At 69.3% G+C, this 25,970-nt stretch carries 29 protein-coding genes; 15 read left to right on the forward strand and 14 right to left on the reverse strand.

All coding sequences use genetic code 11. From position 1 onward, the window contains the following. Positions 1-768 carry a 3-hydroxybutyrate dehydrogenase gene (locus ACFY36_RS05755; RefSeq protein ID WP_499744722.1) on the reverse strand — a complete coding sequence of 256 codons (768 nt, stop codon included), beginning with the start codon at positions 766-768 and terminating at the stop codon, positions 1-3. 205 nt (positions 769-973) lie between these two features. Here ACFY36_RS05755 and ACFY36_RS05760 point away from each other — a divergent pair, with 205 nt between their 5' ends. Continuing rightward, on the forward strand, positions 974-1,417 hold the full coding sequence (locus ACFY36_RS05760) for a GNAT family N-acetyltransferase (RefSeq protein WP_499744723.1): 444 nt from the start codon (positions 974-976) through the stop codon (positions 1,415-1,417). 3 nt (positions 1,418-1,420) lie between these two features. On the opposite strand, the gene ACFY36_RS05765 is transcribed toward ACFY36_RS05760, so the two are convergent. Beyond that, a complete protein-coding gene (locus ACFY36_RS05765) occupies positions 1,421-3,238 on the reverse strand; it encodes a hypothetical protein (RefSeq protein WP_499744724.1) in 1,818 nt (605 codons plus the stop codon). A gap of 161 nt (positions 3,239-3,399) precedes the next feature. Between ACFY36_RS05765 and ACFY36_RS05770 the strand changes: the two genes are divergently transcribed. From ACFY36_RS05770 to ACFY36_RS05790, 5 genes are read left to right on the forward strand one after another with little or no spacing between them, the layout of a single operon-like run. Further along, on the forward strand, positions 3,400-4,410 hold the full coding sequence (locus ACFY36_RS05770) for a LacI family DNA-binding transcriptional regulator (RefSeq protein ID WP_499744725.1): 1,011 nt from the start codon (positions 3,400-3,402) through the stop codon (positions 4,408-4,410). After that, the gene (locus tag ACFY36_RS05775; protein WP_499744726.1) at positions 4,403-6,001 is read left to right on the forward strand and encodes an FAD-dependent oxidoreductase; all 1,599 of its coding nucleotides are present in this window, start codon (positions 4,403-4,405) and stop codon (positions 5,999-6,001) included. Before ACFY36_RS05770 ends, ACFY36_RS05775 begins: the two co-directional genes overlap by 8 nt. 12 nt (positions 6,002-6,013) lie before the next feature. Further along, complete coding sequence (locus ACFY36_RS05780; protein ID WP_499744727.1) at positions 6,014-7,252, forward strand: ABC transporter substrate-binding protein; 1,239 nt, start codon at positions 6,014-6,016, stop codon at positions 7,250-7,252. After that, the gene (locus tag ACFY36_RS05785; RefSeq protein WP_499744728.1) at positions 7,249-8,142 is read left to right on the forward strand and encodes a carbohydrate ABC transporter permease; all 894 of its coding nucleotides are present in this window, start codon (positions 7,249-7,251) and stop codon (positions 8,140-8,142) included. The genes ACFY36_RS05780 and ACFY36_RS05785 overlap by 4 nt, the downstream gene beginning before the upstream one ends. Further along, a complete protein-coding gene (locus ACFY36_RS05790; RefSeq protein ID WP_499744729.1) occupies positions 8,132-8,956 on the forward strand; it encodes a carbohydrate ABC transporter permease in 825 nt (274 codons plus the stop codon). Before ACFY36_RS05785 ends, ACFY36_RS05790 begins: the two co-directional genes overlap by 11 nt. 6 nt (positions 8,957-8,962) lie before the next feature. Here the strand turns inward: ACFY36_RS05790 and ACFY36_RS05795 are convergent, their stop codons facing one another. Continuing rightward, positions 8,963-9,379 carry a PRC-barrel domain-containing protein gene (locus ACFY36_RS05795; RefSeq protein ID WP_499744730.1) on the reverse strand — a complete coding sequence of 139 codons (417 nt, stop codon included), beginning with the start codon at positions 9,377-9,379 and terminating at the stop codon, positions 8,963-8,965. A gap of 56 nt (positions 9,380-9,435) precedes the next feature. Here ACFY36_RS05795 and ACFY36_RS05800 point away from each other — a divergent pair, with 56 nt between their 5' ends. Beyond that, a complete protein-coding gene (locus ACFY36_RS05800) occupies positions 9,436-9,774 on the forward strand; it encodes a hypothetical protein (protein ID WP_499744731.1) in 339 nt (112 codons plus the stop codon). On the opposite strand, the gene ACFY36_RS05805 is transcribed toward ACFY36_RS05800, so the two are convergent. Next, positions 9,719-10,576 (reverse strand): helix-turn-helix transcriptional regulator, encoded by an 858-nt coding sequence (locus ACFY36_RS05805; protein ID WP_499744732.1) that lies wholly within the window; start codon positions 10,574-10,576, stop codon positions 9,719-9,721. The genes ACFY36_RS05800 and ACFY36_RS05805 overlap by 56 nt on opposite strands. Positions 10,577-10,661: 85 nt before the next feature. Here ACFY36_RS05805 and ACFY36_RS05810 point away from each other — a divergent pair, with 85 nt between their 5' ends. From ACFY36_RS05810 to ACFY36_RS05840, 7 genes are read left to right on the forward strand one after another with little or no spacing between them, the layout of a single operon-like run. Then, positions 10,662-11,276, forward strand: a complete 615-nt coding sequence (locus ACFY36_RS05810) for an MFS transporter (protein ID WP_499744733.1) — start codon at positions 10,662-10,664, stop codon at positions 11,274-11,276. Further along, positions 11,273-12,622 (forward strand): MFS transporter, encoded by a 1,350-nt coding sequence (locus tag ACFY36_RS05815; protein WP_499744734.1) that lies wholly within the window; start codon positions 11,273-11,275, stop codon positions 12,620-12,622. Before ACFY36_RS05810 ends, ACFY36_RS05815 begins: the two co-directional genes overlap by 4 nt. A 7-nt stretch (positions 12,623-12,629) precedes the next feature. Further along, positions 12,630-12,989, forward strand: a complete 360-nt coding sequence (locus tag ACFY36_RS05820; protein ID WP_499744735.1) for a DUF2255 family protein — start codon at positions 12,630-12,632, stop codon at positions 12,987-12,989. A gap of 14 nt (positions 12,990-13,003) precedes the next feature. Next, entirely contained in the window at positions 13,004-14,026 is a 1,023-nt protein-coding gene (locus ACFY36_RS05825; protein ID WP_499744736.1) for an aldo/keto reductase, read from the forward strand. Between the two features lie 51 nt (positions 14,027-14,077). Further along, complete coding sequence (locus tag ACFY36_RS05830; protein WP_499744737.1) at positions 14,078-14,692, forward strand: hypothetical protein; 615 nt, start codon at positions 14,078-14,080, stop codon at positions 14,690-14,692. Beyond that, entirely contained in the window at positions 14,689-15,096 is a 408-nt protein-coding gene (locus tag ACFY36_RS05835; protein WP_499744738.1) for a hypothetical protein, read from the forward strand. Before ACFY36_RS05830 ends, ACFY36_RS05835 begins: the two co-directional genes overlap by 4 nt. After that, on the forward strand, positions 15,093-15,659 hold the full coding sequence (locus tag ACFY36_RS05840; protein WP_499744739.1) for a hypothetical protein: 567 nt from the start codon (positions 15,093-15,095) through the stop codon (positions 15,657-15,659). Before ACFY36_RS05835 ends, ACFY36_RS05840 begins: the two co-directional genes overlap by 4 nt. Here ACFY36_RS05840 and ACFY36_RS05845 read toward each other — a convergent pair. Genes ACFY36_RS05845 through ACFY36_RS05880 form a run of 8 tightly spaced genes read right to left on the reverse strand, consistent with a single transcriptional unit; the run spans position 15,656 to position 22,343 of the window. Next, a complete protein-coding gene (locus tag ACFY36_RS05845; RefSeq protein ID WP_499744740.1) occupies positions 15,656-17,791 on the reverse strand; it encodes a chemotaxis protein CheA in 2,136 nt (711 codons plus the stop codon). The genes ACFY36_RS05840 and ACFY36_RS05845 overlap by 4 nt on opposite strands. Next, positions 17,791-18,051 (reverse strand): STAS domain-containing protein, encoded by a 261-nt coding sequence (locus tag ACFY36_RS05850; protein ID WP_499744741.1) that lies wholly within the window; start codon positions 18,049-18,051, stop codon positions 17,791-17,793. Before ACFY36_RS05850 ends, ACFY36_RS05845 begins: the two co-directional genes overlap by 1 nt. Further along, entirely contained in the window at positions 18,048-18,419 is a 372-nt protein-coding gene (locus tag ACFY36_RS05855; protein ID WP_499744742.1) for a response regulator, read from the reverse strand. The genes ACFY36_RS05850 and ACFY36_RS05855 overlap by 4 nt, the downstream gene beginning before the upstream one ends. Before the next feature lie 9 nt (positions 18,420-18,428). Then, a complete protein-coding gene (locus ACFY36_RS05860) occupies positions 18,429-19,442 on the reverse strand; it encodes a methyl-accepting chemotaxis protein (protein ID WP_499744743.1) in 1,014 nt (337 codons plus the stop codon). After that, a complete protein-coding gene (locus tag ACFY36_RS05865) occupies positions 19,435-20,493 on the reverse strand; it encodes a protein-glutamate methylesterase/protein-glutamine glutaminase (RefSeq protein ID WP_499744744.1) in 1,059 nt (352 codons plus the stop codon). The genes ACFY36_RS05860 and ACFY36_RS05865 overlap by 8 nt, the downstream gene beginning before the upstream one ends. Then, positions 20,490-20,975 (reverse strand): hypothetical protein, encoded by a 486-nt coding sequence (locus ACFY36_RS05870; protein WP_499744745.1) that lies wholly within the window; start codon positions 20,973-20,975, stop codon positions 20,490-20,492. The genes ACFY36_RS05865 and ACFY36_RS05870 overlap by 4 nt, the downstream gene beginning before the upstream one ends. Continuing rightward, positions 20,968-21,801: a CheR family methyltransferase gene (locus ACFY36_RS05875; RefSeq protein ID WP_499744746.1), complete on the reverse strand. Its 834-nt coding sequence runs from the start codon at positions 21,799-21,801 to the stop codon at positions 20,968-20,970. Before ACFY36_RS05875 ends, ACFY36_RS05870 begins: the two co-directional genes overlap by 8 nt. After that, positions 21,798-22,343 carry a chemotaxis protein CheW gene (locus ACFY36_RS05880; RefSeq protein ID WP_499744747.1) on the reverse strand — a complete coding sequence of 182 codons (546 nt, stop codon included), beginning with the start codon at positions 22,341-22,343 and terminating at the stop codon, positions 21,798-21,800. The genes ACFY36_RS05875 and ACFY36_RS05880 overlap by 4 nt, the downstream gene beginning before the upstream one ends. A 145-nt stretch (positions 22,344-22,488) precedes the next feature. Between ACFY36_RS05880 and ACFY36_RS05885 the strand changes: the two genes are divergently transcribed. Then, positions 22,489-24,147, forward strand: a complete 1,659-nt coding sequence (locus tag ACFY36_RS05885) for a methyl-accepting chemotaxis protein (protein ID WP_499744748.1) — start codon at positions 22,489-22,491, stop codon at positions 24,145-24,147. A gap of 13 nt (positions 24,148-24,160) precedes the next feature. Here ACFY36_RS05885 and ACFY36_RS05890 read toward each other — a convergent pair whose 3' ends face one another. After that, entirely contained in the window at positions 24,161-25,660 is a 1,500-nt protein-coding gene (locus ACFY36_RS05890; RefSeq protein WP_499744749.1) for a beta-N-acetylhexosaminidase, read from the reverse strand. An 82-nt stretch (positions 25,661-25,742) separates the two neighbouring features. After that, positions 25,743-25,955: a bleomycin resistance protein gene (locus tag ACFY36_RS05895; protein WP_499744750.1), complete on the reverse strand. Its 213-nt coding sequence runs from the start codon at positions 25,953-25,955 to the stop codon at positions 25,743-25,745. Positions 25,956-25,970: the final 15 nt, after the last annotated feature.

The following is a 25,970-nucleotide window of genomic DNA, read 5'->3' on the forward strand; positions in this document are numbered from 1 at the left end:
TCAGTGTGCGGTCCAGCCGCCGTCGAGCGGGATCGAGGCGCCCGTGATCATGTCGGCGGCGGGGGTGCAGAGGAACGCCACCGTCTCCGCGACCTCCTCCGGCTCGACCAGCCTCTTGATCGCCGCCCGGTCCAGCATCACCTGGCCGATCACCTCGTCCTCCGAGATGCCGTGCTGTTTCGCCTGGTCGGCGATCTGCTTGTCGACGAGCGGGGTGCGTACGAAGGCCGGGCTCACACAATTCGACGTGACACCGTGGGTGGCGCCCTCCAGCGCGACCGTCTTCGACAGGCCCTCCAGGGCGTGCTTCGCCGTCACGTACGCGGCCTTGAACGGCGACGCGATCAACCCGTGCACCGACGAGATGTTGACGACGCGGCCCCAACCCCGGCCGTACATGTGCGGCAGCACCCGCCTCACCAGCCGGAACGGCGCCTCGACCATCACGGTCTGCAGGTACGCGAACCGCTCCGGCGGGAACTCGGGCAGCGGCGCCACATGCTGCAGGCCCGCGTTGTTGACCAGCACGTCCACGTCCGCCCGCAACCCGTCGACCGCGCCCGTATCGCCCAGATCGACGGCTACGGGCTCACCGCCGATCTCGGCCGCCACCTTCTCCGCGGCCACACGATCAAGATCGACGACCATGACGTACGCCCCGGCGGCCGCGAGACGAAGAGCGCAAGCCCGCCCGATCCCGCTGCCGCCACCGGTGACCATCGCGGTACGCCCCTGAAGGTCGAGCCCGACCACCCCAGTCGTCGTCATGGGTTCGAACCTACCCACCCCGCTCACCCCGGCCCCATGGCCGATTCGCACATAGTCACTCGCCCTCTTATGGAGGAGTGCCACACCACGTGAGCCGTGGGGGCGTTGGCGAACGGCACGCCGTGACACGTGACTGCACTTCTACGATGTCATGGTGGGCGCTTCGCCGACGGTTCGTCCCGCCCGGGTCGGGGACGCGGGCCGGATGGCGCGTGTCAACGTCCGCTCCTGGCAGGAGACCTATCGCGGGCTCATACCGGACGCGGCCCTCGACGATCCGGATCTGACGGCGGCCCGGGAAGCGTTCTGGGCCGCCGCGCTGACCGGCGAACGCTTCCGGGCCAATCGCGTGGCCGTCGCCGAATGTGACGGCCACCTGATCGGCATCGCCATGTCGGGGCCGCCGCTCGACCCCGACGCCGCCTGGGAACAGCAGTTGTACGTTCTCTACGTGCTGGCCGCCCACCACGGGACGGGCGCCGGCCGGGCACTGCTGGACGCCGTCATCGACCCGGCGCGGCCGGCCGCCCTCTGGGTGGCCGACCCCAATCCGCGTGCGCAGGCCTTCTACCGCAAACACGGCTTCGCCGCCGACGGCTCGGCCCGGCGCGAGAAGAGCGTGCCGTCGATCCGCATGGTGAGATTCTGACGATCAGGACACGGCGACCGTCACGTCGATCGCGCCCTCGTGGGGGATGCGCAGCACGTGGACGCGGCGTGTGCCGTCGGCCAAGTAGGTGCGGGTCGACGTCGACAACGTGACCTGGCGGGCTGTGCCCCATCGGATCGTGATTGTGGCGCCCGCTCGGCGCAGCACCAGGCCGTCCGCTGTGGTGCTCACCGTCCGGTTGTACAGGGCGGCCGTTCCGTCCGTGAACGCCACCGTGTCGGTCGGCCGCAACACCAGCGGGATCTGCTCCGTGGCCTCGGTGCTCGCGTTGACCGTACGCCGCAATGCTCTGTCGGTGAACCTCAATGTTGTTCTCACCCTGGCGTCCGGGGTGCTGTAGTCGACCCTGTCCTGGCCGTATGTGGCGATCAGGTCGCCGGCCGCGTCCGGGGTTCCGCCCGCCGGGACCGTCGCCCAGCAACCCGTTGTGGTCTGCTGCGCGTGGATCACTGTGCCCGCCGCCGGATGCCAGAAGAAGCCGGGTCCGCCCTTCACCGTTGTCGACGGGCGCTTCCCGAAGAACGCGCCCGCGTAGTAGCCCGGCCTGCGGACGAACAGATAGTCCTGCCCCACCACCGGATCGCGGCGCAGCTCCCAGAAGCGCCGCGTACGCAGGTACGGCAGGCGGGCGATCGCGGCCCGCTTCGCCGCCGCCGACGGGAGCTGCTCGGCGTACAGGGCGTGGGTGATGATGCGCGGCGACGTGTCCTGCTTGGCCAGCGCCGGTACCGTGCCGGGCCTCGCCGTCCACTCGGCGCGGAGCCGGGCCTTGTCCTCGCGCGATATGTAGAACGCGGCCAGCGACGGCACCGGGCGGATGAACGACGACCCGAGCGTCTGCCGGTCCCGGTCGTCGATGACGTCGTCGTAGTCGGAGGCGGCGGTGCGGGCCGACACCGCGTAGTACGTCAGCCAGCCGCTGCCGTCCGGCTCCCGCAGCATCAGGTGGCCGAACCAGTCGGCGAACCTCGCCGCCATCGCCGCCGCCACCGGGCTGCCGGTCACCCGGTAGTAGTCGGCCAGTTCGGGCAGCATCACCTCGAAGTTGTAGTTCACGTCCATGCCGGTCGGCTCGTAGAAGAACCCGGCCGGGCTCTGCCCGTGCCGTGCCAGGTAGAGCACGCGGTCGCTCAGGCGCCGTCGCAGCGCCGGATCGTTGATCAGGGTCAGCGCGTTCGCCGAGCCGGCCAGCCCGGCCATGACCTGGTTCGCGTAGTGCACCGGTGTCTCCCAGATGCTGTTGGCCGGGTCGAGCAGCCAGCGCATCGCCTTGCGCAGCGCGGCCTCCACGGCCGAACGGCGTCCCGGGAGCACTCCGGCCCGGCGCATCTGGCGCAGCGTCTTCGCCAGATAACCGATGCCGAAGCCGGTCGGGGCCAAGCCGTGCTCGGTGGCGCTGTACTCCGGGAACGACCCGTCGTCGTGCTGGAGACGGAGATAGTGCCCGAGCGTGACGTCCAGGGCATCAAGCAAAACCCGATTGCGGTGGTACGGGTTCCACGGCCGGCCGTTCGCGAGGAACCAGCTCAGCGTGAACACGTGTTCCTGCACCCGTGCGTTCGTGGGCCCGCTCGGCGTACGCCACCAGCCGCCACCGAAATGCCCGGTGTCGTCGATGTCGTTTACCAGGGCCGGCAGCGTGGCCAGATAGGGCGCGAAACGCTGTTCCGCGGGCGGGAACTCGTGGAAGTACGGCTCGTGTGGAGGAAGCGTCGGGGCGGCGTGGGCGGGGGAGGCGCCGAGGAGCGGCGCGGCGGCCACGAGGGGCGTGGCGGCGAGCAGGGTTCGACGGTCGACCATGCGTCGAAGTTTCGGCAGTGTTACGAGAGCCGGTCAAGATGATAATACGAATAACTTCGATGATTATACCTATTATCATCTTGACCCACGTCGAAGCGACGCCCCACGATGTGATCCGCCCGTAACTAATGCGTATCACTGCTGCAAGAGGGGCTTCAACGGTGGCCAGACGTGTGACCCAGCAGGACATCGCCCGGATGACCGGCGTCAGCCAGGCCACGGTGTCGATCGTGCTGAACGGGCGCGAGGACACCGGGGTCCGCATCGCGCCGGAGACCCGGGAGCGGGTGCTCCAGGCCATCCGCACCACCGGATACGTGGCCGACCCGATCGCGCGGCGCCTGGCCGACCGGCACAACCGCATCCTGGGCGTCTTCACCTACGAGCCGGTGTTCCCGGCCGGGATGGGCGACTTCTACCACCCGTTCCTGGTCGGCATCGAGGAGTGCGCCGAACGGCTCGGCTGCGACCTGCTGCTGTTCACCAGCGCGGCCGTGGTCGACGGCCGCCGGCGCATATTCCAGAACGACAACCGGCTGCGGCTGGCCGACGGCTGCATCCTGCTCGGCCAGTGGCTCGACCCGGCCGAGCTGGCCCGGCTGCTGGCCGAGGGGCTGCCGTTCGTCAGCGTCGGCCGCCGCGACGACGCCGGCGGCCCGGTGCCGTACGTGGGCGCCGACTATCCGGGCGCGACCGCGCGGCAGGTGCGCGACGCCGTGGCCCTCGGCCATCGGCGACTGGTGTACGTGGGCGAGGGGTCCACCGGCCCCGAGTCGCACGCCGACCGCATGCGCGGCTTCACCGAGGCCGTGGCCGAGACCGGCGCCGACGGCCGTCACCTGCCCGCGGCCGATCTGGACCGCATCATCAGCGACGAGAGGACCTGTGTGTTCGTGGAGGAATTCGCCGACGGGGTCGCGCTGGCCCAGCGGGCCGCCGAGCGCGGCCTGAGCGTGCCGGGGGACCTGTCGTTCGTGGCGCTGGGCGACCCGACCCGCCCGGCCGCGACGGACATCGACTTCACCGGCTTCCGCATCCCCCGGCGGGAGATGGGCTGGCAGGCCGTCGAGGTGCTGTCCGGCCTCGTGGAGGGCCGTACGGACGGCGCGAACCAGCGGATCCTGCCGTGCGAGCCGGTGGCCGGCGCGACCCTGGCGGTGGCCCGTGCGTGAGCTGAACGCGGACGTCGTCGTCATCGGTGGCGGCCTCGGCGGGGTCGCGGCCGCGCTGGCCGCGCTGCGCGCCGGGCGGTCGGTGGTGCTGACCGAGGAGTACGCGTGGCTGGGCGGCCAGCTCACCAGCCAGGCCGTGCCGCCGGACGAGCACAGCTGGGTCGAGCAGTTCGGGGTGACCGCGAGCTACCGGGCGCTGCGCGACGGCATCCGGGCCTACTACCGCGAGCACTATCCGCTGACCCCAAGGGCGCGGGGCGAGCGCTGGCTCAATCCGGGCGCCGGGCACGTGAGCCGGCTCTGCCACGAGCCGCGGGTGGCCGTCGCTGTGCTCGAGGGCATGCTGGCCCCGTACCGGAGCTCCGGTCTCTTGAAGGTCCTGCAGCCGGCCGTGCCGGTGGCGGCGGAGACCGGCGGCGATCGCGTGACCTCGGTGACCGTGCGGGCCCAGGACGAGGACGTGGTGCTGACCGGGCCGTACATCGTGGACGCGACCGAGACCGGCGAGCTGTTGCCGCTGACCGGCACCGAATACGTCACCGGCTTCGAGTCGCAGGCCGAGACCGGCGAGCCCAGCGCGCCTTCGGTCGCCGATCCGCGGAACATGCAGGCCTTCTCGGTCTGCTTCGCCATCGACCACGTGGACGGCGACCACACCATCGACCGCCCGGAGGCGTACGAGTTCTGGCGCGACTACCAGCCGTCGTTCTGGGGCGCCAGGATGCTGTCCTGGCAGACGCCGAACCCGCGCACCCTCGAACTGTCGACCCGCGGCTTCACCCCCAACCCGGGTGACGACCCGTGGCTCGTGCGGGCCGACCAACGGGTGAACCCGGGCGACGGCAACCTGTGGACGTTCCGGCGCATCGCCGCGCGGCGCAACTTCGCCGAGGGTGCCTACGACAGCGACATCTGCCTGGTCAACTGGCCGATGATCGACTACTTCGAGGCGCCCATCGTGGACGCCCCGGACGCGGAGAAGCACCTCGCCAGCGCGCGCGAGTTGTCGTACTCCGTGCTGTATTGGCTTCAGACCGAGGCCCCACGGGCGGACGGCGGAACCGGGTTCCCCGGTCTGCGGCTGCGCGGCGACGTGACCGGCGGCGCCGACGGGCTCGCGATGGCACCGTACATCCGCGAAGGCCGCCGGATCCGCGCCGAATACACCATCGTCGAGCAGGACCTGTCACTCGCCGTGCGCGGCGGACAGGGCGCCGTGTCGCACGCCGACTCCATCGGGATCGGCATGTACCGCATCGACCTGCACCCGTCGACCGGCGGCGACAACTACATCGACGTGGCGTCCTGCCCGTTCGAGATCCCGCTCGGAGCGCTCCTCCCGCAGCGGGTCGAGAACCTGCTGCCCGGCGGCAAGAACATCGGCACCACACACATCACCAACGGCTCACACCGGCTGCACCCGGTCGAGTGGAACGCCGGCGAGGTGGCGGGCGCGCTCGCCGCGTACTGCCTCGACCGCGGGTGCACGCCGCGCGCGGTCCGGCACACCCCGGCCCTGTTGGCCGGATTCCAGGAACGACTTGTCTCCGACGGCGTCGAGCTGCGCTGGCCCGACGTCAGCGGCTACTGAGAGGACACCCCCATGAGGATGAGGGCGGCCATCGCCGCGATAGCCCTGCTCGGCGCGACCGCGGCCTGCGGTGGCGGCGACTCCGGATCCGGCGGCCCGGTCACGTTGCGGATGACGACGTGGTCGGCCAACGAGGCCCACGTCAAACTGTTCACCGAGATCGCGGCCGAATACACGCAGTCCCACCCGGACGTCACCGTGTCGTTCGACGCGCTGCCCGTCGAGTCGTACACCACGACGGTCACCACCCAGATCGCCGGCGGCAACGCGCCCGACCTGGCCTGGATCCTGGAGGGCGCGGCTCCCGACTTCGTCTCCTCGGGCGCGCTGGCCCCGCTGGACGACGCGATCGAGAACCCGTCCGAGCTCGCGCCGAGCGCCACCGCCCTGTGGAAGCAGGACGGCAAACTCATCGCGTACCCGTTCTCCACCTCGCCGTTCGGCGTCTTCGTCAACACCGACCTGCTGAAGAAGGCCGGCCAGAAGCTGCCGGCCGGCGCCGAATGGACGTGGGACACCGCGATCGCGGTGGCCGCGGCGACCGCCTCCGCCACCAAGACGCAGGGCTTGGTCCCGCGCGATTTCGACTACAAGGACTGGACGAACCTGGCGCCGATCTTCAACGGCTGGGGCGCCTCGGCCTGGAGCGAGGACGGCAAGACCTGCGGCTTCGACCAGCCGCCGATGACCGACGCGATGACCTTCATCCACCAGGCCATCTTCGACAAGAAGGCCATTCCGGGCCCGGGCGTCGCGGCCGACTTCTTCGCCGGCGAGTCGGCCATGACCATCACCCAGATCTCGCGGGCCTCGCTGCTCAAGGACGCCAAGTTCAAGTGGGATCTCGTGCCGTTGCCGGCCGGTCCCCAGGGCACGTACTCGGTCATCGGCCAGGGCGGCGTGGGCGCGCTCAAACAGGGCAAGCACGTGGACGCGGCCAAGGACTTCCTGAAGTTCTTCACCAACGACGCCAACTCGGCCAAGCTCGCCCAGTTCTTCCCGCCGCCGCGCACCCCGCAACTCACCGCCGACACCCTGGCCAAATCGAACCCGCTGCTGAGCAAGCAGCAATTGCAGGACGTGGTCATCGACGGCATCTCCGGCGGCGTGGTCAAGCCGAATCACGCCGACAACGCCAAAATCAGTCAGGCCGTACGATCGGCGCTCGATCCGCTCTGGAAGCCGGACGCCGATGTGCCGGCCGTGCTGAAGGGCGTGTGCGCCGCGATCCAGCCGATGCTGGCGAAATGACAGCACCGTTCTGGTCGCTGCGCCGGCGGGACAAGCTCACCGCGTACCTTTTCATCGCCCCACAGCTGGTGGGCACGATCGCCTTCGTGATCGTGCCCCTGGTGCTGGTCTTCTGGTACAGCCTGCACGAGTGGAACGTGCTGGCGAACACGTTCACCTTCACCGGCGCCGGCAATTACCAGCAGCTTCTGGACGACCCGAATGTGCCGTCGGTGCTGCGGGCCACGCTGTTCTTCTCGGCCGGCCTCGTGGTCGTCAATCTGAGTGTGGCGCTGCTGTTGGCCGTGCTGCTGAATCAGAAGTTGCGGGGAACGACCGTCTTCCGGGTCATCTTCTTCTCGCCGGTGGTGGTGTCGCTGGTCGCGTGGACGATCGTGTGGCGGTTCATGCTGCAGGACAACGGCGGCGTCAACTCGTTCCTGAACGCCGTCGGCATCGACGGGCCCAACTGGCTGCGCTCGGGCGGCACGGCGATGGCCGCGGTCATCGTCGTGCAGGTGCTCAAGAACGTCGGGCTCAACATGGTGCTTTTCCTGGCCGCCCTGCAAGGCGTTCCGCAGGACTTGTACGAGGCGGCGCGCACCGACGGCGCCGGCCGCTGGACCATTTTCCGGCGCATCACCCTGCCGCTGATCAGCCCGACCATCCTGCTCACCTCGATCATCACGGTGGTCGGCTCGCTGCAGGTGTTCGCGCAGGTCGCGGTGCTCACCGAGGGCGGCCCGGGCACGTCGACCACGGTGCTCGTCTACTACCTCTACCAGCAGGCCTTCCAATTCCACACCTTCGGCTACGGCGCCACCCTCTCGGTTCTGCTGTTCCTGATCGTCCTCGCGCTGACCGTTCTCCAATGGCAGCTCCGCAAGAGGTGGGTCTTCCATGAGTCTTAAGACCAGGACCTTTCTGTACGGTCTTCTGCTGCTCCTGTGCGTGCCGTTCGTCTTCCCGACGTGGTGGATGGTGACGAGCTCGCTGAAGCCGAACTCGGAGATCTTCGGCCGCGGCCTGTGGCCGTCCGGCGCGTCGTTCGCGGCCTGGCACGACGTGTTCACGATGCAGCCGTTCGCGCGGCAGTACTTCAACAGCGCCTACATCGCGATCCTGGTCACCCTGGGCACGCTGGTGGTCGCTTCGATGGCCGGGTACGCCTTCGCCCGCATCCGTTTCCGCGGCCAGAACGCGCTGTTCCTGATCGTGCTGACCGGCCTGCTGATCCCCAGCGAGGTGACGATCGTCCCGCTGTTCCGCGTGTTCAACTCGCTCGGCCTGGTCGACACGCATTGGCCGCTGATCCTGGTGCCCACCTTCGGGGCGCCCAGCGTCCTGGCGACGTTCATCATGAGGCAGTTCTTCATCACCCTGCCGAACGAATTGGAGGAGGCGGCCCGCATGGACGGCCTGGGCCGCCCCGCCATCTTCCGCAAGATAGCGCTGCCGCTGGCGAAACCGGCGCTGGGAGCGGTCGCCATCTTCACGTTCCTGACGAGCTGGAATCTCTACCTGGAGCCGATCGTCTACCTGTCCAGCAAGTCGATGTTCACGTTGCCGCAGGCGCTGACCCAGTTCACCGACCCGTATCAGGGCCAGCTCTGGAACGTCCAATTGTCGGCGGCGTCGATGACCGCGATACCGGTGCTGATCGTGTTCGTGATCGCCCAACGACAGTTCATCGAGGGCCTGGCCCACACGGGCCTCAAAGGGTAGAAACGTCTATCGGCCCAGTGGGAAACCCGGGTACATGTAGCCGGGCGCCCAGAACGGCGGGTAGCCGTAATGGCCGTACAACTGCTCGTAGTAGTCCTGCTGGTCGACCAGGTCGGGGTCGTATCTCGGGGCGCCGGCGATCCGGTCGCGGTCCGAGGACACCTCGACGGCCTCCTCGGTGACCCGGCGCACCGCCTCCACCGGGACGAACGACGACGACGCGCCGAAACCCAGCACCCCGCCGTGCTCGACGCACAGGAAACGGACCGCGCCCGCCCCGGTGTCCACGAGCAGATCGGACACCGTGCCGACCTGCTCCCCGTCACTGTCGACGACCTTGCGGCCCCGAACGTCCTGGGCGGGGTCGGCCACGGCCTGGTCGCTCTCACTCAGCGGTGTCAGCGTGCCAACGGGTTCTCCCATCACTTTCACTTACCCACTACCCTCGGCGCCGCACACCTGGAGACGGGAACGGACTCATGGACCTGCTCGCCTGGACCCTGCCGGTCCTGATCATGACGCTCTGGGCGTTGTCGTGGCGGTTCAGCACCCGCCTGTTCCGCCTCTACTTCTGTCCGCTGGCCGGGCTGGTCTGCGTGGCCGGGCTGATCCTCGGCCTGGTCGACGCCTTCGGAGGGGACAGCAGCGGGGGCGTTCAGCAGTGGGCCGACGGGTTCGGCTCCGAGCCGGGGATCGCGGCCTGGATCGGAGCGACCTCCCTGCTGGGGCTCGGGGTGGCGGCGGCGCTGACCGTCCTCACGCTCATCGTGGAGGGCGTTCTGCTGCTGTGGTCGCGGACCAGCTGGCGATCAGGTTGAGGGCGTCCTGGTGCGGGGAGTGCGGCTCGGCGCTGTAGGCGTTCAGCTGCAGGCCCTGGTCGGCGGTCAACTGCATCGACTCGTACGACAGGTCGAGGTCGCCCACCAGCGGATGGCGCAGCCGTTTGACGCCCGTGCGGTGCTGGCGGACGTCGTGGGCGGCCCACCAGGTGCGGAACTGGTCGCTGCGGGTGGAGAGCTCGCCGATGAGGTCGGTCAGGCCTTTGTCGTACGGGTTCCGGCCCGCCTCGCCGCGCAGCAGAGCCACCACGTCCTCGGCCAGCTGCTCCCAGTCACGGTAGAAGTCCTGCGCGGCCGGATCGAGGTAGATGAAACGGGCCAGGTTGGGCGGGCCCTCGAAGACCGGCGAGAAGACGGCCCGCGCCAGGTCGTTGGCGCCCAGGATGTCCAGGCGGCCGTTACGGACGTACGCCGGAGCCCCGGTCATGGCATCGAGGAGCTGCTGAACCCCGGGGCGAAGCTGCTGGGTGGTGCGGCGCCGGGCCGGGCGGGCGCTCTTGTTGGCCTGCCGGGCCAGATCGTAGAGGTGGTCACGCTCGGCGTCGTCCAGGCGGAAGGCCCGCGCGAGCGACTCGAGGACGCTCTCGGACACGCCGGAGAGGTTTCCCCGCTCCAGCCGCGTGTAGTAGTCGACGCTGACCCCGGCGAGCATCGCGGCCTCCTCGCGGCGCAGGCCCGGCACCCGGCGGCTGGTCCCGTAGGACGGCAGCCCGGCCTGCTCAGGCGTGATGCGGGCGCGGCGCGTGGTGAGGAAGTCCTTGATCTCACTGCGGTGGTCCATGCCCCGACGCTACGTCGCCCGGCGTGCCACTGGGAGGTTCTGGCGCTACCTCCCTCGGCGCCCCGCGCGCACCTAGCGTGTCGGTGTGCCGGCCTTGCTGTGGGGATTTCAGTTCGCGTTCCTGAACCCGGCGCTGGCGTTGCTGCTGGTCGTGGTCTTCGACGCGGGCGCGGGCGAGGTCGGCTGGGCCCTGGCCGTCTACAACGCGGGCGGTTTCGTCGCGTCGTTGCTGCTGCCGGCGTACGCCGACCGCCGCCGCGACTACGTTCGCCCGATGCTGGCCTGCGGGGTGCTGACGCTGGCGCTGGCCCTGCGTTCCCCGGTCCGGGACGCCGCCGCGGAAGAGGCTGACGACGCCGGCCAGGTGCCGCGCGGACCGGTGGTCCTGCTCGGAGCGCAGATCCTCAACGCCTGGTTCTTCGCCGTCGTGGCCGGCGTCGGGCTGACCCTGTTCCAGGACCTCGTTCCCCGTCCGGGCCTGGCCGCCGGCCTGTACGCCAACACGCGCCGGCTCGGCGCCGTCGCGGCCGGCCCGCTCATCGGCCTGGGCGCCGTCACCCCGCTCGGCTACAGCGGGGTCTTCCTGACCAGCGGCGTCATCACCGCGGTGGCCGCGGCCGGGCTGCTGAGGGTGTCTGACAGTACCCGGAAGAGCCGTCACTGCCCGCCGGCGACGCGGGACGGTTGCCTGGAGACGTGAACAACACGCGCCGCCCCACCACGATGATCCTGGTGATCATCTGCCTCAGCTACTTCATGGTCATCCTGGACAACTCGATCATCTTCACGGGATTGCCGCGGATCGAGGCGGCGATGGACCTCTCACCGACCGGCCTGACCTGGGTGCAGGACGCGTACACGCTGGTCTTCGGCGGGCTGCTGCTGCTCGGCGCGAGGTCGGGCGACCTCGCCGGGCGCCGGCGGATGTTCATCATCGGGCTGGTGCTGTTCGCGTCGGCTTCGCTGCTGGTCGGGCTCGCCCGGTACGACTGGTGGCTGATCGCGGCCCGGGCCTTCCAAGGGGTCGGCGCGGCGATCCTGGCGCCGTCGTCGCTGTCGCTGCTCACCGCAAGCTTTGCCGAGGGACGCGAGCGGGCCAGGGCGGTGGCCGCCTACAGCGCGGTCGCCGGGATCGGAGCCAGTGCCGGGCTGGTCGTCGGCGGGGTGCTGGCCGATCTGGTGTCGTGGCGGGCCGGTTTCTTCCTCAACGTGCCGATCGGCGTCGCCATGGTGGTCGCGGCCCGGCGGTTCATCGGCGAGACCGAGCGTCACCGGGGACGCTTCGACCTGGTCGGGGCGCTGTCGGCGACGCTGGGCATGACCGCGCTGGTGTTCGGCATCATCGAGTCGTCACTGCCGGCGGCGGCGGTGGGCGTCGTGCTGCTGGTCGTGCTGGTGACCAACGAGGCCCGGGCCGAGCAGCCGATCATGCCGCTGCGATTGTTCGCCGACCGGCGCCGGACCGGCGCCTATCTGGTGCGGATGCTCTACCTCGGCGCGATGATCGGGTTCTTCTTCTACACGGCGCAGTACCTTCAGGGCGTACTCGGCTTCACCGCCTTGCAGGCCGGCCTCGCCTTCCTGCCCATGTCGGCCGTCAACTTCGGGGTCGCGACGCTGGTCAACCGGTTCACGCCGATCCCGGCGCTGATCGTGGGCGTGGCGGTCACGCTGGCCGGCATGGTGTGGCTGAGCCGGGTCGGTGCCGGCAGCGACTACCTCACGGCGGTGGCGCTGCCCATGGTGCTGATCGGGGCCGGTCAGGGGCTGGCGTTCGCCCCGATGACCTCGGCCGGGCTGGCCGGCGCCGGTCCGGCCGACGCCGGGGCCGCCTCCGGGCTGGTCAACACGTTCCACCAGGTCGGCAGCGCGCTCGGGCTGGCGGTCCTGACCACGGTGGCGGGCGGCGGCGCCCTGGCCGGGCGGGTCGAGGCGGCCCTGACCGGCAGCAGCGTACTGCTCGCGGTGGCCTTGGTGGTTGTCATCGGGCTCATCGCGAGGGGGGTTCCATCAGTGACTCCCTCGCGCCGCCATTCCCGGGTTTGATCGATGTGTGACATGGAACGACGAGGAACTGCGACGGATCGGCCAGGCCGAGGAGCTTCAGGTCAGTTCGGTGCGCGCGGACGGCAGTCTGCGGCCGTACGTGACGATCTGGGTGGTCCGGTCGGGCGATGACATCTTTGTCCGCAGCGCTTACGGCGCCGCCAACGGCTGGTTCCGGCGGGCCAAGGCCGCGGGCGCCGGGCGGATCAGGGCCGGCGGGGTGGAGCGCGACGTGACGTTCGCCGAAGCCGGCGGCCAGGACGGCATCGACCAGGCCTATCACGACAAGTACGACCGGTACGGGCCGGCGATCGTCGGCAGCGTGACCGGGGCCGACACGCCGACTCTGCGGCTGCTACCACGGTAATCAGGGAGAAGAGCATGGAACTACGACCGCTTGGCCGTACGGGCGTACAGGTCAGCAAGCTTTGTCTCGGCACCATGATGTTCGGTGACTGGGGCACCAAGGACCACGACGAGAGCATCAAGGTCATTCACCGCGCGCTCGACGCCGGCATCAACTTCGTGGACACGGCCGACGTCTACTCGGCCGGTGAGTCCGAGGTCATCGTCGGCCAGGCGCTCAAGGGCCGCCGGGACGACATCGTCCTGGCCACCAAGGCGCACATGCCGATGGGCGACGACCCCAACCACCGGGGCAACTCGCGGCGCTGGATCGTGCGGGAGGTCGAGGACTCGCTGCGGCGGCTCGGCACCGACTGGATCGACCTCTACCAGATCCACCGCTGGGACCCGGCGGTCGACCTGGACGAGACGCTGGGCGCGCTGACCGATCTCGTACGGGACGGCAAGGTCCGCTACATCGGTCATTCCACGTTCCCGCCGTCGACCATCGTGGAGGCGCAGTGGGTGGCCGAGCGGCGGGGGCGCGAACGTTTCGTGACCGAGCAGCCCCCGTACAACATCCTGGTCCGCAATATCGAGAACGAGGTGCTGCCGGTCGCGCAGCGCTACGGCATGGGTGTCATCCCCTACAGCCCGCTGGCCGGGGGATGGCTGTCCGGGCGCTACACCAAGGACTCGCAGGACGGCCCGGCGTCGCCGGCCCGGCAGCGGCTGGCCAACCGCTTCGACCTGTCACTGCCCGAGAACCAGCGCAAGCTCGACGCCGTCGAGAAGCTGTCGCAGCTGGCCGACGAGGCCGGGCTCACACTGATCCAGCTGGCCATCGCGTTCGTGCTGCGGCACCCGGCGATCACCGCCCCGATCATCGGCCCACGAACGATGGACCACCTGGAGTCACAGCTGGCCGCGGCCGACGTCGTGCTCACCGACGACGTGCTCGACCGCGTCGACGCCATCGTCCCGCCCGGCGTGACCATCAACCCGGCCGAGAACGGCTGGGTGAGCCCGTCGCTGCTGTCAGCGGCCCGACGGCGCTAAGAGGGTAGCTCTGCATACGATCCGTTTATGCACGTTCACAGTGTGTGGTACGTGTTGGCGGGCGCGTACCCGGAAGACGTGGTGGCTCCAGGAAAGCCGCCCCTCTCAGGCACGGGGGACGGGCGATGGTCGCGCGTCGATGCGGGATATATGCAGGTGAGCCGCGCTTCCATCGAGAACGAATCGTCCGAGGGCGCCTGGACGTCGCCGCGCGCGGATTTCACCGTCGCCGCCTACGTCCTGGACGATCCGCACCTCGCCGATGCGCTCGGCGGGACCGTGGTCGGCGTGGCCGGCCCGGTCCCGTCGGCGAATCACAGCCTGGCCGGTGATTGGACCCGCGCGGAATCGCGGGAAAGCTCGTGGTTGGTCGACAAGGTGGTAGCCGATCCGAACACCCGGCTTCCGCATGAATTCACCGTTCTTGCGATCCGCTACCGGGATGATCTCGGCGCGCACCTCGTCGACCTCGCCGGGCCCTACGAGTCTCCGATCTGGGCGGGGATGACGGGCCCGGACGGGCTGACCGGCCTCACGCTGAGGATCGACCGATGGATCGTCAACGTGCTGCCGGACAACCAGCTGTTCCTGGCCGACGTCGCCCCGGCCGTCGTTCCCGAAGTGATCACCCGGGCCGGGGCCGCGCTCTGGCGGAGGCGGCCATGAGCCACTGTCACGACAGTTATCTGTACGTGCAGCTCTTCGCCGAATGCACGCCCGACCCGATCGCCTCCAACGTCAACAGCACGCACCGTGTTGTTCTCGACAACCACCGCGGCCTCGACCTCTTCGACGTGACCGTGACCGTCACGCTGCCGCCGCCGAGTGATAACGCACTGGCGCTCGGCCCTGGTGGTGGGCCGTGGACCCACCAGCTCGGGTCGGTCCGGAAAAGGGGCAGCGCGGGCGCCGGCGTCAAGGTCATCAATCTCGCCCGGCAGCCGGCCCCTTTCACCGCGGAAGTCCATACGACGGCCACATGGACTGTCAGCGCCAGCCAGCCGCTGGCCAACGGTGTGCCGGCACCGGTCGAGTCGCTTGATTGCCACTGCCGTCCAGGAGTGTCGTGACCGGTGCAGGCACCGCCCTGGTCCTGGCCTTCGTCTCCGCCGTCCAGGCTGTCCTGGCCGCGGTCGCCGGCACGTGGTTCGACGGGATCTGGTCGAAACATCTCATGATCGAGATCCGCGGGGAGCGCCGGCCGGATCCGGACCGGGAGTCCGGTGACGCGCTCGGTATGCGCGGCTTCTTCGAGGCGCCCGGCAACCTGGGGAAAACGCGCGTCGATGTCGTGACGCGTTCGATGCGCACCGTAGGGAATGTCGTCGCTTCGCTGTCGGCTCTGCTGTCGTTGATCTTGACCGGAGCGCTGACGGCGTTGGTGGCCGGGGATACCGCGATCACGTGGATCGCCGCCGTCATAGGCCTGCTCGCGCTCGTGATGTTCGGCCTTCTGCTCGTTCTCGCCGTGCAAGGAAGGGTGACGGCATATCGGGAGGGATCGCCGAGAGGCGCCGGGAGGTGGCGCCGGTTCCTCGACGATCGGCATTTCACGGTCATGTACTTCTACCGCGACACCATGCTGACCTTCAACGTAATCCTCATCGGACTGAGCGCCTGGCTGACCCTCTAAGCCGCCTGGCGGGTCTGCTCGCGATCGGAGTGGTCGGCGATCAGCGGCCCCACGTCCAGGATCAGGGCGATCTCGCCGTTGCCCAGGATGGTGGAGCCGCTGATGCACTTCACCCGGCTGAACAGGATGCCCAGTGGCTTGATGACCGTCTGCAGTTCGCCCAGCAGGCTGTCCACGACCAGGCCGGTCCGCTGGCCCGACTGCTCGACGATGACCACGTTCTGGCGGCGGGCCGGTGGGCCGGGGATGTTGAACAGCTGCTTGAGGCGGATGAACGGGAGCACCTCGCCGCGCAGGTTCATCACGTCGCGGCCGATCGGGCCCGGTGGCAGCTCCACGCATTCGGTGACGCGGTCGAGCGGGACGATGAACGACGACGTGCCCACCCCGACCAGGAAACCGTCGATGATGGCCAGGGTCAGCGGCAGGCGGATGCGGATGGTCGTGCCCACGCCGCGGGTCGACTCCATCTCGATGGTGCCGCGCAGCGATGTCACGTTGCGCTTGACCACGTCCATGCCGACGCCCCGGCCGGACAGGTTGGAGACGGTCTCGGCCGTCGAGAAGCCGGGTTCGAAGATGAGGTTGAACACCTCGGGGTCGGTCAGCGGGGTTCCCGCCGCGACCAGGCCCCGCTCGACCGCCTTGGCCAGGATGCGGTCGCGGTCGAGGCCCCGGCCGTCGTCGGCCACCTCGATGACGATGTTGCCGGCGTCGTGATAGGCGTTCAGGCGTAGCGTGCCCTGCTGGTTCTTGCCGTATTTGCGGCGCTCGGCCGGCGGCTCCACGCCGTGGTCGAGGGAGTTGCGCACCAGGTGCAGCAGCGGGTCGCTGATCCGTTCCACCAGCGCCTTGTCCATCTCGGTGTCGGCGCCCGTGATGACCAGCGACACCTCCTTGTTCAGCTCCATCGAGACGTCGCGGACCACGCGCTCGAAGCGGCGCAGAGTCGTGCCGATCGGCACCATCCGCAGCGACAGCGCGCTGTGCCGCACCTCGTCGACCAGCCGCATCACCTCGGCCTGGGCCTCGCTCACGGCGCCCGTGATGCCCGTGCTCGACTGGGCGATGACCAGCTCGCCGACCAGGTCGATGAGCTTGTCGAGGCGGCCGGCGTCGACCCGGATGGTGCGGGTGTCGTGCGAACGGGTCTCGGTGGTCCGGCGCTGGCGGGCGAGCGCCGCGTCGACGATGTCGCGCTGGACGATGCCCATCTCGACCAGGAGCTCGCCGATCGGCTCGGGCTGCGTCCCCTGGCGTACGGCCCGCTCCTGCTGCAGCCGCAGCGCCTCCTCCATCTCCATCTCGGTGACGGCGCCGCTGGTGATGAGCACGTCGCCGATCCGGTCGTTCTCCGGCATGGCGCGGATCGCCCGCACGTACGTGTCGAGCTCGCTGTCGGCCGGCACGACCCGGATGTCGCTGTCCTCGCGGACGAAGTCGAAGACCGTCTCGATCTCGCTCTTCGGCGCGGCCGTGACGAGGGTGACGGCGAAGTTCAGATAGCAGGACTCCGCGTCCATCCCGGCCGCGTCGGGCAGGTCGCCGACATCGGTCGCGACGTCGGTCACCTCGCCCAGCGACGAGAGATAACGCAGGAACGACAACGGGTCCATGCCGTTGCGCAGGCAGTCCGGCCCGAAGTTCAGCGTCAGCTGCCAGGCCCTCTCCCGCTGCGCGGGCTCGGCCTGCTCCGCGACTCCCTCGCTCGCCGTCGTGGTCATTCCGTCCTGGAGGTACGGGTTCAGGCCCTCCAGCAACCGCATGCCCTCCGCGGCCTGGGAGCTGTCCGGTTCCATCTGCCCCGCGGCCAGATTCTCGATCTGGGACGAGATGTGGTCGGTGCACGGCAGGAGGGCGCTGACCAGGCCCGGCGACACGTCCAGGGTGCCGTCGCGCACCGAGCCGAGCACGGTCTCGACGACGTGGGTGAACTCGACCAGGTGGCGCATGCCGAACAGCCCGGACGAGCCCTTCAGCGTGTGCGCGGCCCGGAAGATGGCGTTCACCGTCTCGCCCCCGCCGGGCTGGTCCTCCAGCTCCAGCAGGCCCTCCTCGAGGCCCTGCACGAGGTCGCGGGCCTCGGTCACGAACATGTCGAGCGCTTCGCGCATGTCGTCGTCGAGCGACATCACAGCTCCAGGCGGGTCAGGGCGAGCACGTCGGTCACGGCCGGGCTCGGGTCGACGAACTCCACCGGCACGTGCAGCCGTTCGCCCTCGCGGCGGGCCAGCAGCAGCAGTTGCAGCCCGGCCGTGTCGATGTCGCCGACCGGGGACAGGTCGATGCGGAGGCCCTCGCCGTCGGCCAGGGCGGCCATAAGGCGCTCCTTGTGCTCGGCGGCGGTCATGATGGTCAGCTCGTCGTCGACCGTGAGCCGGCGTGCGGTCACGGCGCCACCAGCTTGGCCACCGCGCTGAGCATCTGCTCGGGCTGGAACGGCTTGGTCACCCACGCCTTCGCCCCGGCCGCCTGGGCCTGCTTCTTCTTGTCGTCCTGCGACTCGGTGGTCAGCATGATGATCGGCGTGAACTTGTAGGCGGGCAGCTTCTTGGCCTCGGCCACGAAGGTGATGCCGTCCATGTTGGGCATGTTGACGTCCGAGATGATCAGGTGCAGGCGCTGGCCGCCGCTCATCTTGCTCAGCGCGTCCTTGCCGTCGTTGGCGGTGATCACCTCGTACCCGGCGCCCTTGAGAGCGATGCTGACGACCTGCCGCACCGACGCGGAGTCGTCCACGATGAGAATGGTCTTGGCCATGGCCGTCTCCTAGAAGAAGGTGATTTCGGATTCGCTGACCTTGGAGGCCTTCTGCGAGCTGTGCGCGTGGTGCTCCTCGGCCATCGTGTATTTGGACGAGAGCTCGTCGAGCAGCCTGCGGGCGTCGAGCGTCGCCGCCACCTCGGGGAAGCGGTTGATGTTGTCGCGCAGGTGTTCCAGCATCTGGCCGACCCGGTCCTGGAACTGCAGGCTGACCAGCGAGTCGCTGATCTCGCCGCGGATGCCGATGGCGGCCTGCTCCAGCTCCTGCGACGAGCTCTGCATGCTGGTCAGCGCGCCCATCAGGTCGTCCAGGACGGCCTGGACCTCGCCGTTGGCGTGCGCCACGGCGTTGCCCTCGCGTTCGGCGCTGGTCTCGGCCGCGGCCAGCACCGAGTTGATCGCCTCGGCCACCCGGTCCACCTTCTCGACCATGCGGGCGCTGGTGTTCTGCGACCGGTCGGCCAGCTGGCGCACCTCCATGGCGACCACACCGAAGGAGGCGCCGACCGCGCCCGCCCGCTGGGCCTCGATGGCCGCGTTGAGGGCGAGCAGGTTGGTCTGGGCGGCGATCCGGGTGACCTCGCCCGACATGCTGCGCAGCTCCTCGTTGAGCCCGAGCAGCGAGTGCAGCTCGTTGAGCGACTCGTGTTTGGCGCTCAGCGCCTCGTCCAGGGTGCCGACCACGTCGCCGAGGCGGTCGCGGCTGCGGTCGAACGAGCCGTGCTGCCCCTGGTCGAGCGCGCCGGCCGAGGAGGCCAGCACCGAGTCGAGGTTCTCGACGATGCCGGCGAAGGTCTCGGTGAGCTGACTGATGGCGGTCTCCATCTGCGACCGCGACGAGTCGATCTGCGCCGACCAGACCGGGGCCACGGCGCCGGCGAAGCCGACGACCTTTTCGGTGTACGCCTCGGGCGGCGCCGCCGCGGACGCGACCGGCCCGGTGGGCCGGCGGCCGCGCACCAGATATCCGGCGCCGAACCCGGCGGCCAGCGCAATCGCGCCGATGAGCAGCTCAGCCATGGTGGTGGATCACCTCCGCGATCTGTTGGAGCGGTGTCTCGCGGTCGACGGCGCCGAGCTCGACGGCCTCCCGGGGCATGCCGTAGACGACGCAGGTCGCCTCGTCCTGGGCCACGGTGAACGCGCCGGCCTTCTTCATCTCGAGCAGCCCGCGCGCGCCGTCGTCGCCCATCCCCGTCATGATCACGCCGAGGGCCTCGGGCCCGGCCGCCTTGGCCACCGAGCGGAACAGCACGTCCACCGACGGGCGGTGCCGGTTGACCGGCGGACCGTCGAAGACGCGGACGCGGAAACGGGTGTCCATCCGCAGCACCTCGAGATGCCGCCCGCCGGGCGCGACCAGCACGTGCCCCGGCAGCACGGGCTCGCCGTCGGTGGCCTCGCGGACCCGCACGCGGCACATGGTGTCGAGCCGGGCGGCGAAGGCGGCGGTGAACTTCTCGGGCATGTGCTGCACGACGACCACGCCGGGTCCGCCGGGGGAGAGGGCGGGCAGCACCTTCTCCAGGGCCTGGGTGCCGCCGGTGGACGTGCCGATGGCGACGATCCGCTCGTCGACGGCGGCCCGCGATCGGAGGCGGGGCGCGGCGGCGGCGCCGCCGCCGGCCATGGCGGGGGTACGGGCCGGCGCGCTCCGGGTGCGGCGGCGGGCGCCGGCGGCGGCCGCGGCCCGCACGGCGGCCACGATGTCGCCGGCGTCGTCCTGCATGAACTTCTTGAGACCGGACTCCGGCTTGGCGATCACCGAGACGGCGCCGGCGGCGAGCGCCTCCATCGAGATCTGCGTGCTGCGCTGGGTCAGCGTCGAGCAGATGACCACCGGCGTCGGGCGTACCTCCATGATCTTGCGAAGGAAGGTGAGACCGTCCATCCGGGGCATCTCCAGATCGAGCACGACCACGTCCGGCCAGGTCTTGTTCATCTGCTCCATGGCGAAGATGGGGTCGGGGCAGGCGCCGACGACCTCGATCCCGGGGTTCTCGCGCAGGCGCGCCGACAGCACCTGGCGGACGACCGCCGAGTCGTCCACGATGAGCACCCCGATCGTCATGCCGGGTGCCCGTCCTGCGGGATCGGTTCCAGGGCCCGCATCCACACGGCCCCGGTGGCGATGTCGAAGATGAGACGGCGTGCGCCCGTACCGCCGAACTCGCGGACGCTGAGTTTGAAGCCGTACTTCTCCAGGAGCGAGACGCCCGTACGGACGTTGTTGCCGGCGACGTCGAGCGGGGCCGGCACGCGCAGATGCGGGAACTGCTCGCCGCCGCCGAACATCTTCACCTCGTACTGCTGCGGGGTGGTGTGCTGACGGCGTACGTCCCGCAGGAACCGGCAGATCGCGCCGTCGGCGTAGCGGGCGTCCGGTGGCCCGTCGCCCTGACGCCGGATCGGGAGCATGTAATGGCACATGCCGCCGACGCGCAGGCCCGGATGCCACAGCGTGATCGAGACGCAGGAGCCCAGGACGGTGTGCACGCGGGTGTCCGCCCCACCGAAGTGGTAGTCGCCGGGGTGCAGGAAGACCTCAGGCACGGGTCTCGTCCAACCGGTAGATCGACGGCTCGACCATGCGCAGCTTCGACGGGATCGCGTTGAGCGACTCCGAGCTGCCGATGATCAGATGCCCGCCCGGCACGAGCTGCTCCACCAGGCGGGGGATCAGCGCGCGCTTGGTGTCCATGTCGAAGTAGATCATCACGTTGCGCAGGAAGATGATGTCGAACTTGCCGAGCTCGCGGAAGTCGTGGTTGAGGTTGCGGCAGTGGAACTGCACCCGCGACCGCAGGTCCTTGGTGACGGTCATGAGGCCGGTGTACTCGTCGCGGCCCTTGAGGCAGAACCGGCGCAGCAGCGGCCTGGGGATCTTCTCGGCGGCCGCGATGGGATAGAGGGCGGCCTGGGCGCTCTCCACGATCCGGCTCGAGATGTCGGTGCCGACGATCTCGAACGAATGCGGCGGCAGGGTGTCGCCGAGGACCATGGCGGCGGTGTACGCCTCCTCGCCGGAGGAGCTGGCGGCGCTCCAGAACCGGAACGCCCGGCCGGTCTGCCGCTCCGGGATCACCACCCGGCGCAGATAGTCGAAATGCTGGGGTTCGCGGAAGAAGAACGTCTCGTTGGTGGTGAGCAGGTCGATCAGGTGGCGCAGTTCGCCCGGGTCGAAACGCTCCCGCAGCCGGCGCACGTAATCGGAGTAGCCGGGCAGCCCGAGCGCGCGGATCCGCTTGTCGAGCCGGCTCGAGACCAGCGCCTCCTTGCCTGGTGCGAGGCGGATGCCGCTGTGGTCGTACAGCAGGCCGGTGATGTAGTCGAAGTCCGCCTTGCTGATCGTCCGCGCGTACGCGATCGGGGCCGTCACGACTCTTCCGTCGGATGCCGCTGGACCGCCTCGCTGAGGCGGACCATGTCGCTGATGGACAGCACGTGGCTGATGTCGAGCAGGATGAGGAAGTCGTCGTCGCGGCGGGCCATGGCGCTGATGTAGTCGGCCCGGATGCCCGCGCCGAACGAGGGCGCCGGCTCCAGGTCGTCGGGCGACAGCGTCACCACCTTGCTGGCCGAGTCGACCAGCACGCCGATGTCCTGCCCTCCGGCCAGCCCTTTCTCGTCCGAGTCGAACTCCGCCATCTCGGCCAGCGACGGATCGTCCACGTGCACGATGATGATGCTGGTGCGGCGGCCCACGTCGGTGCGCCCGCGCCCGAAACGGATGGCCAGGTCGATCACCGGCACCGCCCGCCCGCGCAGGTTGATCACGCCGCGGATGAACTCGGGCATCATCGGCACCACGGTCAGCGCGCGGTACTCGAGGATCTCCGTCACGTGGAAGATGTCGAGCGCGTACGCCTCGCCGTTCAGCGTGAACGTCAGGTACCGCCCGGCCTCGGTAACCGTGTTCATGTCCCCGATTCGATCAGATCCTTTCGGGGCCGCGTGGAGGAACAACGACTTAGGCTCGAAAGCCGCTGGTTGTCCGGTATCGGCCCTCGATGCCGAATGCATTTTCGCCGGATCCGGGGACACTTCCCTCGTTACGATCGGTTCCATGGCCGAGCTGACACACCGTTCCCGCGGCGGATTTCGTGACCTTCCGATCGCCTGGAAACTGCGGGGACTGGCCGGGGTGGTCTGCGTTCTGCTGATCGTCATCGGCGCCGTCGGCATCTATCAGCTCAGCCGGACCCAGGACCGGCTGGCGCATCTCTACAACAGCAACCTGCACGACGTGCGGCTGCTCGGCGAGATCTCCACCGACTACACCGACGTACGCCTCAAGCTGCGCAATGTGGCGATGGCCAGCGGGGCCGTGGCGACCGACACGGCCGTCGACAACTTCGACGGCTCTATCGCGGCCCTCGACGAGGTGTGGGGCGAATTCTCCGGATCGGCGCAGGGCGACGCCGACGCGGAGTCGTTCGCCACCAACTGGGCCTCGTACAAGAAGATCGCCGAGGAGAAGCTCAAACCGCTCGCCACCGCCAACCGCATCGCGGAATTCAACTCCGTCATCAGCGCGCAGGTGAATCCGATCTCGGAGAGCATCGAGACCTCGGTCGGCAATCTCATCACCAAGGACGACACCGCCGCCAAGAAATCGCTCGATGATTCCGCGTCGGCCTATTCCACGGCGCGGCTGGTGCTGATCATTCTGAGCCTCCTGGCGCTCATCCTCACCTTCACCGTGGTGCAGATGATCACCCGGGCCGTGGCCAATCCGCTCAAGGAGACGGTCACCGTGCTCACCGCGATGTCCCAGGGCCGTCTCGACCAGCGGGTGGCGGTGTCCGGCCGCGACGAGGTGGGCCGGATGGGCACGGCGCTGAACAGCGCGCTCGGCCGCCTCGGCGACACGGTCAGCACGGTCGTCGAGTCGGCCAACCAGCTCAACAGCGCCTCCCTGCAGATCAGCGGCGCCTCGCAGAGCCTGTCCCAGGCGGCCACCCAGCAGGCGGCCAGCGTCGAGGAGACCACGGCCAGCATCGAGCAGATGACCGCCGGCATCGCTCAGAACAGCGAGAACGCGGCCGCCACGGAGGGCATCGCCACCACGACGGCGGCCGAGGCCCAGGAGGGCGGCGAGGCCGTGCAGCGCACCGTGGCGGCCATGAAGGAGATCACCAGCAAGATCGGCATCATCGACGACATCGCCTTCCAGACCAACATGCTGGCCCTGAACGCGACGATCGAGGCGGCCCGGGCCGGCGAGCACGGCAAGGGCTTCGCGGTGGTGGCCAGCGAGGTCGGCAAGCTGGCCGAGCGCAGCCAGGTCGCGGCCCAGGAGATCAGCCAGCTGGCGGCGGGCAGCGTGCAGACGGCCGAGCGAGCCGGCGACCTGCTCTCCACGATGATCCCGAACATCATCCGCACGTCCGACCTGGTGCAGGAGATCGCCGCGGCCAGCGGCGAGCAGTCCACCGGCGTACGCCAGATCAACATCGCGATGAGCCAGATCGGCAAGGTCACCGAGCAGACCGCGTCCTCCAGCGAGGAACTGGCGGCCACGGCCCAGGAGATGTCGGCCCAGACGGCCCAGCTGACCGCCTTGATGGACTTCTTCCACACCGGCGGGACGTCGTCGCCCCGCCCTGCTTTCACCGGCCATTCCGAGCCCCGCGCCTACCAGTCGTGGGACGCCCCGGCCCCCGCGATGAGCGGCGCCAGCACCTCCCCGGCCGACCTGGAAGCAAAGTTCGACCGCTTCTGAGACCAGCTGCTCCTCACCAGTCGATCTGCGGGGAGCGGTAGAAGTCGACTCCCTGAAGAGTCCAGCGCGGGCCGTATGAAGCCAGGCGGTCGCGGAACGACTCCCAGTCGTGGGTGGAGGACCAGCCGAGCTCGGCGATGGCGGGCAGGCGCGGGAACGCCATGAACTCGATGTCCTCGATGCTGCGCAACGTCTCGGACCAGAGCGGTGCCTCCACGCCCAGGATGTTCCGCTCGGGCGTGTAGGAGAGCGGGTCCCAGCCGTACGCGTCGTCGACCTCGATGTAGGCGGCCCAGCTCAGGCCCAGGCGGGTCGTGGGGTCGTACTTCATGTCCAGATAGGCGCGGTTGGCGGGGGACAGGACCACCTTGGAGGCGTGCACCGGCGTGAAGGCCGGCTCCAGGTTCCAGTACTGAAGGACGGCGCCGGTTGCGGCGGGTGCCTGGTCGATCTCGTTCCAGCCGTACGGGGTTTTGCCGTACTTCGCGACCAGGGGAAGCACCCGCTGCTGGAAGGCGATGTAGTCGGCCGTGGGGGTGGCGTGCGCCTCGTCGCCGCCGATGTGCAGGTACGGGCCGGGGGTCAGGGCGGCCAGTTCGCGGATGACGTCCTCGACGAAGCGGTACGTGAGCTCCTTGCCGATGCACAGGGAGCTGTAGCCGACCGCGGTGTCGGTGCGCGGCGGGGGCGCGACGCCGTCGCAGGTCAGTGAGGGGTAGGCGACCTGGGCCGCGTTGACGTGGCCCGGCATGTCGATCTCGGGGACGATCGTCACGTAGCGGTCGGCCGCGTACTTCACGAGGTCCCGGTAGTCGGCCTTGGTGAGAAATCCGCCGCCCACGCCGTCGACGCCGGTGCCGGGGGCGCCGCCGACCGACGTCAGGCGCGGCCAGGAGTCGATCTGGATGCGCCAGCCCTGATCGTCGGACAGGTGCAGGTGCAGGTAGTTGATTTTGAAGCGGCTGATGTCGTCGATGTAGCGCTTGACCTCGGCCGGGGTGTGGAAGTGCCGGGCCAGGTCGAGCATCGCCCCGCGATAGGCGAACCGGGGCTGGTCGGCGATCTCGCCTCCGGCCACGACCCACTTGGCCTTTCGAGGTGTGGGTGCGTCGATGGCGGCGGGCAGGAGCTGCCTCAACGTCTGTACGCCGGAGAACAGGCCGGCGTTCTCGCGAGCGCTGATGGTGATCGCGTCTTTTTCGACGGTCAGGCGATATCCGGGGCTTTTGTCCGTACGAAGGGAAATCTTGTTTGATCCTGCCCGGTCGACGATGGGCAGGCGGAAGCCGGTGGCGGGGCGCAGTGCCTCGGCCAAACGAAGAGCGACATCTCGGGCATTACGCGGCGCCTCGATGACCGTGCGATCGGTGATCCGGAACGCCGCGCCGTGCTGGCGTACCTGCTGCGGCGCCGGAATGACACTGCTCAGGGCGATGGCCGGGGTCTCGGCGGGCGCCTGCGCGGAGGTCAGCGGCAGAGCGAGCGCGAGCAGGGCGGCGGCGATGATGCGCATCCTCCGACCATAGACGCGCCTCGATGGATCTGTGAAGACTCTTTCCTGTACGGCTGGGGGACGGTTCGCCCCCCAGCCATGCTCAGGAGGGGATGACGATGTTCTTGACCTCGGCCATGTACTTGTTGCCGGCGGCCACGGCCTCGTCGGAGGTGCTGCCGTTCTGGCGGGCGTTCAGATAGGCGGCGTACCAGTCCCACCAGTCGTGCGGCGGAGCCACCGCTTCGAAGGCGCCATGGTGCTCGGCGGTCTCGTGCAGCAGGTCGGCCAGGGCCGCCACGTCACTGTTGCTCACGGTTCTCTCCTCAGG

It is taken from the genome of Actinoplanes sp. NPDC000266, assembly GCF_042899005.1.
Lineage (GTDB): Bacteria > Actinomycetota > Actinomycetes > Mycobacteriales > Micromonosporaceae > Actinoplanes.